The 6,224-nt window shown below is 44.5% G+C and carries 7 protein-coding genes; all 7 read left to right on the forward strand.

The window, feature by feature from the left end; translation table 11 throughout:
• Positions 1-173: 173 nt before the first annotated feature.
• Entirely contained in the window at positions 174-632 is a 459-nt protein-coding gene (locus ACED25_RS07280; RefSeq protein WP_017103842.1) for a prepilin-type N-terminal cleavage/methylation domain-containing protein, read from the forward strand.
• Positions 632-2,317, forward strand: a complete 1,686-nt coding sequence (gene pilB, locus ACED25_RS07285) for a type IV-A pilus assembly ATPase PilB (protein WP_371694983.1) — start codon at positions 632-634, stop codon at positions 2,315-2,317. Before ACED25_RS07280 ends, pilB begins: the two co-directional genes overlap by 1 nt.
• A gap of 15 nt (positions 2,318-2,332) precedes the next feature.
• Positions 2,333-3,559: a type II secretion system F family protein gene (locus ACED25_RS07290; protein ID WP_371694985.1), complete on the forward strand. Its 1,227-nt coding sequence runs from the start codon at positions 2,333-2,335 to the stop codon at positions 3,557-3,559.
• A gap of 68 nt (positions 3,560-3,627) precedes the next feature.
• Complete coding sequence (locus tag ACED25_RS07295; protein ID WP_371694986.1) at positions 3,628-4,497, forward strand: A24 family peptidase; 870 nt, start codon at positions 3,628-3,630, stop codon at positions 4,495-4,497.
• A gap of 2 nt (positions 4,498-4,499) precedes the next feature.
• A complete protein-coding gene (gene coaE, locus ACED25_RS07300) occupies positions 4,500-5,114 on the forward strand; it encodes a dephospho-CoA kinase (RefSeq protein ID WP_017097339.1) in 615 nt (204 codons plus the stop codon).
• A gap of 26 nt (positions 5,115-5,140) precedes the next feature.
• Positions 5,141-5,881, forward strand: a complete 741-nt coding sequence (zapD, locus tag ACED25_RS07305; RefSeq protein ID WP_012604748.1) for a cell division protein ZapD — start codon at positions 5,141-5,143, stop codon at positions 5,879-5,881.
• Positions 5,882-5,961: 80 nt separating this feature from the next.
• Positions 5,962-6,159 (forward strand): DNA gyrase inhibitor YacG, encoded by a 198-nt coding sequence (yacG, locus tag ACED25_RS07310; protein WP_102249162.1) that lies wholly within the window; start codon positions 5,962-5,964, stop codon positions 6,157-6,159.
• Positions 6,160-6,224 lie beyond the last annotated feature (65 nt).

The raw sequence follows: 6,224 nt of genomic DNA on the forward strand, positions 1-6,224 counted from the left end.
TCAGTTAACTAAGCTGATCGCATAATTTTGCGCTCCATATGAAACAACACACCAATAAATACAAAACCACTCGCGCCTGCATCTGAACACCATTCCACTTCTAAATCTCAACTTCTATTCTTTCCATCAACCGGTGCTTGCACTGAAACAAACTAAACGAATGGAATAGAACAATGAAAAACAAAAGAAAAAACCAGAAAGGCTTTACGCTGATTGAATTGATGATTGTGGTGGCGATTATTGGGATTTTAGCTGCGTTTGCTGTGCCTGCTTATCAAAATTATACAAACCGAGCACATGCTAGTGAAATGTTAAGTGCTTCTTCAGCATTCAAGACAGCAACCAGTATATGCTTACTTGATGGACAAGCCGACTGTTCATCTGGAACTGGTGGTGTTCCTGGAAATCAACAATTTCAAAAAAATGCTACTGATGATTTCACTGTATCTTCCACTATTGCTCAAGCTGCATTAGGAACAGCGACAGGAAATATAACAGCAACAGTTGCAGCAAAAGGGGCATTAGCTGCTAATTCTACAGTTGTTTTAACTCCATCAATATCAGCCTCAGGTGTTACATGGGCAGTAACTTGTACCGGTGCTGGCAATGCAGACTGGTGTCCAGAAAGGTAATGTATACTAATCTTTGCACCGTTCTCCGTCAGGCTAACTTACTTAGCCTGACTCAAGAACAAGCCGTTGCGGAACATGTACAAGCTTCAGGTATTTCTACACCTGAAGCTTTGCTCACTCTGGGCTTATTCACCGGCGAGAGCCTCGCTAATAACATCAAAACCATTTTCGGTTTGCCGTTAGTGCAACTGGCCAATACTGACTATGAAATCTTGTGTGACCAATTGGGACTTCGAGAATTGATCACTAAGTATCGTGCTATCCCAGTTGTCCTCACTAACTCTACTCTCACGCTCGCCTCTGCCGATCCAACCGACTTGCAAGCTGAAGACGATTTTAGATTCGCGACTGGATTGCAGATAGAACTCGTTGTCGCTAACTATTCAGAATTAGAAGGCGCCATACGAAAGCTGTATGGTCGCTCTATTTCCGGGCAAGACTCTAAGCGCAAAGAGATCACCCAAGATGAGCTCGCCAATCTTGTTGAAGTCTCTGACGATGAAATGAGTTCAATTGAAGATCTCAGTCAAGACGATTCCCCTGTCAGTCGATTTATCAATCAGATACTGGTTGATGCGGTGCGTAAAGGCGCATCAGACATCCACTTCGAACCTTATGAAGAAAACTACCGAGTGCGTCTGCGTTGCGATGGCATTCTTGTTGAGGTCCAACAGCCCGCGTCTCATTTAAGCCGTCGGTTATCCGCTCGTTTAAAGATTCTCGCCAAACTTGATATCGCTGAACGTCGCTTACCTCAAGACGGCCGTATTAAGCTGCGTTTGAACGACGAGCTGGCGATCGATATGCGTGTGTCGACTCTACCGACATTGTGGGGAGAAAAGATCGTACTGCGTCTTCTAGACAGCAGCGCAGCCAATTTAGATATCGATAAATTAGGTTACAGCGAGGATCAAAAAGCGCTCTATCTCAATGCCCTAAAACGCCCACAAGGGATGATCTTAATGACTGGGCCCACAGGCAGTGGCAAAACGGTATCTCTTTATACAGGGCTTCGCATGCTTAACACCTCTGAGCGTAATATCTCAACAGCTGAAGACCCGGTGGAGATCAACCTGTGTGGTATCAATCAGGTGCAGGTGACGCCAAAGATCGGTTTTGGGTTTGCCGAAGCACTACGATCGTTCTTGCGACAAGATCCTGATGTGGTGATGGTCGGTGAGATCCGTGATTTAGAAACCGCCGAGATCGCGATCAAAGCGTCGCAAACGGGTCACTTAGTCCTCTCGACACTCCATACTAACTCAGCTTCGGAAACCGTGACTCGGCTCGCCCATATGGGTATTGAACCCTTTAACCTCGCCTCGTCATTAAGCCTGATTATCGCGCAGCGACTGGCAAGGCGACTGTGCAACCACTGTAAAGCAGCTGACAACTCGCCGGACATATTTCTACGTCACTCTATTCCTAACAATCAAACACTCTACAAAGCCACCCCACAAGGGTGCAATAAGTGTAATCAGGGCTATTCCGGTCGAGTGGGTATCTACGAAGTGATGCCGTTTACCGACAAACTAAAAAATAGTCTGATCAATAAACCTAACGCGTTAGAGATTGAAGATCTCGCGCGTAGAGAAGGAATGAGAACACTGCAAGAATCCGGTATCGATAAGTTGCTTGAAGGCACGACCAGCTATCAAGAACTGCAACGTGTTCTGTATCTATAATCCATCGGAGCACTCATGAGCACTAAACTGCAGTCACAATTAAAAAACTACCACTGGAAAGGCATAAACAGCTCAGGCAAAAAGGTGTCAGGGCAAACCTTGGCACTCGCTGAATTAGAAGTACGAGAAAAGCTCAAAGATCAGCATATTCAGATTAAGAAAATCAAAAAGAAAAGCATCTCAGCAGTCACTCGTTTAACACACCGAGTCAAAGCCAAAGACATCACCATTTTGACTCGACAACTTGCGACCATGCTTGCCACTGGCGTGCCTATCGTTCAGGCCATTAAGCTAGTGTCAGACAATCACCGTAAAGCTGAAATGAAATCAATTCTATTGCACATCTGTCGAGGTGTCGAAGCGGGAACCCCTATATCAAAAGCGATGCGGACGGCAAGCTCTCACTTTGACGACCTGTACACCGACTTGGTCGCTACTGGCGAGCTTTCCGGAAACCTAGCGCAAGTCTTTGAGCGCTTAGCAACCTATAGAGAAAAGAGTGAGCAGCTAAAGTCTAAGGTCATAAAAGCACTGATTTATCCCACAATGGTGGTCGCTGTCGCTTTTACTGTCTCTTACTTAATGCTCACCATGGTCATTCCTGAATTTGAATCGATGTTTTCAGGCTTCGGGGCAGATCTCCCTTGGTTTACTCAACAAGTACTCTCCCTTTCGCATTGGGTACAGGCTTACAGTCTTTATGCTGCTGTTGGCATAGGGTTAGTCACATTATTTACCTACCAACTACGTCAACGGTCTTATTCCATTCGTTTATCATTCAGCCGTCTAGGCTTGCGATTCCCTATTCTTGGCGGAGTATTGGCCAAAGCCTCAATCGCCAAATTCAGCCGAACCTTATCAACCAGTTTTAGTTCAGGGATTCCTATTTTAACCAGCCTGAAGACCACAGCCAAAACCGCAGGTAACCTGCATTATGAATCGGCCATCATCGAGGTTCACCGTGAAACTGCCGCTGGCATGCCGATGTATATCGCGATGCGCAATACCGATGCTTTTCCTGAGATGGTTTTACAGATGGTCATGATAGGAGAAGAGTCCGGTAACCTTGATGACATGCTCAATAAAATCGCATCTATTTATGAATTTGAAATCGACAACACCGTCGATAATTTAGGTAAGATTCTAGAGCCACTGATCATCGTATTTTTAGGCACCGCTATTGGTGGGCTTGTTGTCGCGATGTACTTACCGATCTTTAATCTTATGAGTGTGTTAGGATAGCTCAAAGCAACCAAACACCCTTCAAGCAGAGAACCACTGCTTGTATTGATTAAGTGGTAAAGGACACTATGGAAGTATTTCACTACTATCCTTGGCTATTCCCCGTATTAGCTTTCATTTTTAGCCTTCTTATTGGCAGTTTCCTCAACGTAGTCATACACCGTTTACCGATTATGATGGAACGAGAGTGGCAACAAGAGTGCTCGGAGTATTTCTCTCAATATAAAATTCCTGCGCCAGAGGGGAAGTTCAATCTCAGTATCCCTCGTTCGGCTTGCCCGAAATGTAAAACCCAATTAAGAATCGCCGACAATGTTCCAATATTGAGCTGGTTGTTCTTGAAAGGTAAGTGTCATAGCTGTGCTAACCCAATCAGTGCTCGCTATCCATTGGTCGAACTGCTGACTGCAATACTATGCACCGTAGTGGCTAGCCACTTTGGTTTCAGTTACTACGCCATTGCTTTGATTTTTTTCACCTTTGCATTGATTGCCGCAACCTTTATCGACCTAGATACCATGCTGTTACCTGATCAAATCACCTTACCTTTGGTTTGGTCTGGTATCGCGTTAGCACTGTTTAACATCAGCCCAGTATCGCTTCAAGATTCCGTAGTTGGCGCAATGGCCGGCTACCTAGCTTTGTGGTCTGTTTATTGGTTGTTCAAGCTACTAACAGGCAAAGAAGGCATGGGATATGGAGACTTCAAACTCCTAGCCGCATTAGGTGCATGGCTTGGCTGGCAACACCTACCAATGATCATTCTTTTGTCGTCGCTGGTTGGTTTGGTTTTCGGCTTGATTCAACTTCGCTTGAAACAGCAAGGCATAGATAAAGCGTTCCCATTTGGACCTTACCTGGCGATTGCGGGTTGGGTAAGTTTGATGTGGGGCAATGACATCATGGGTTGGTATTTCACTTCTGTACTAGGGATTTAATCATGGCAATCATTATCGGATTAAGCGGTGGGATCGCCAGTGGTAAAACGACGGTAGCTAATCTCTTCAGCGAACATTTTCACATTGATATTGTCGATGCTGATATCGTGGCACGTGAAGTGGTGGCGTTGGGCAGTGAAGGTCTAAAACAGATTGCGACTCATTTTGGTGAAGAGGTATTGCTCGAAGATGGGGCGCTAAACCGAGCTAAACTGCGCGAAGTGATCTTTTCTGATCCCACAGAGAAACAATGGCTCAATGAACTGCTTCACCCTATGATCCGCGACAAAATTGACAGTGACCTGTCTAAAATCACATCCCCATATGGTTTATTAGTCGCACCGCTATTGGTTGAAAACCAAATGCAAGGCATGACCGATCGCGTATTAATCGTTGATGTGCCGGTAGAAGTGCAAATAGAACGTACGATGAGTCGCGATAATGTTTCTAGGGAACAAGTTAAATCAATTTTAAAATCACAGGCATCAAGAGAACAGCGCTTAGCAGTTGCAGATGACGTGATTAAAAACCATACTAAAAACCAAGAACTTTTGCCTCAAATCACAGATTTACATCAAAAGTATCTGGCAATCAGTGCAGTAGATGGGTCAGAATAGAACAATGTTGAATGAAGGTTTGCTCGATGATCACCCATAAATTTGAACATCCTCTAAATGAGAAAACACGCATCTACTTAAGAGTTGAATCACTCTTGAGGCAGTTACACTTGTCTTCTGCATTTTCCGATGCTCAACAGTATCAACTCTTTTTCCGTTCTATCTTTGATCTGATTGAAATATTCGAACAGATACAACTTAAGAGCGAACTCGCAAAAGATATTGAGAAACAGCGTGTAACCTATAAAAGTTGGTTAGATGTTGAAGGTGTCGATCAAGAGATGCTGACATCATTGCTCAATGATATTAGTCATATCTATCGTGAACTGATGCAGGCGGAACGTTTTGGGCAATCATTAAAAGAGGACCGCTTCCTTAGCGCCATTCGTCAACGCTTTAACTTGCCAGGTGGCTCATGTTGCTTTGATTTACCGGCTCTACATTATTGGCTTCATCTTCCTCTTGATAAGAGAGTTAGAGATGCTGAGACATGGATGGATAGCCTACAGCCTCTGTATGAAGCACTAACACTATGGTTGAAGCTCACCAGAGAGACTGGTCACTTTAAGGATCAGATCGCTCGTACAGGTTTCTTCCAAAGCGATGCTGATGAAGCGAATATCCTTCGCCTTTCAATTCCAATGCAGTACGGTGCCTACCCGATGATCTCGGGACATAAAAACCGTTTCGCTATTAAATTTATGAGCTTTGAAACTGGGCAAGCCTGTACTCAAGATATTGAATTTGAGTTGGCTATCTGCAGCTAATTCATTTCCTTTATTGTTTGGCTTGAGTTGTCACTTGAGCCTAAACTCACTATTATTACCTCCTCAAATTAAGAATCACTATGTCGAACAAAATCACCATCGTTAAATGCCCTCAATGTAACACTGACGTTGAATGGGGTGAACAAAGCCCACATCGCCCGTTTTGCAGCAAGCAATGTCAGATGATTGATTTCGGTGAATGGGCAGACGAAGAGAACAGTATCGCTGGCGCACCGGACATGTCGGATAGCGATGGTTGGTCGGAAGACCCGCACTAAGCGAATAGCGAATAGCGAATAGCGAATAGCGAATAGCGAATAGCGAATAGCGAATAGCGAATAGC

Source organism: Vibrio sp. 1F263 (assembly GCF_041439035.1).
In the GTDB taxonomy this organism is placed as follows: domain Bacteria; phylum Pseudomonadota; class Gammaproteobacteria; order Enterobacterales; family Vibrionaceae; genus Vibrio; species Vibrio tasmaniensis_A.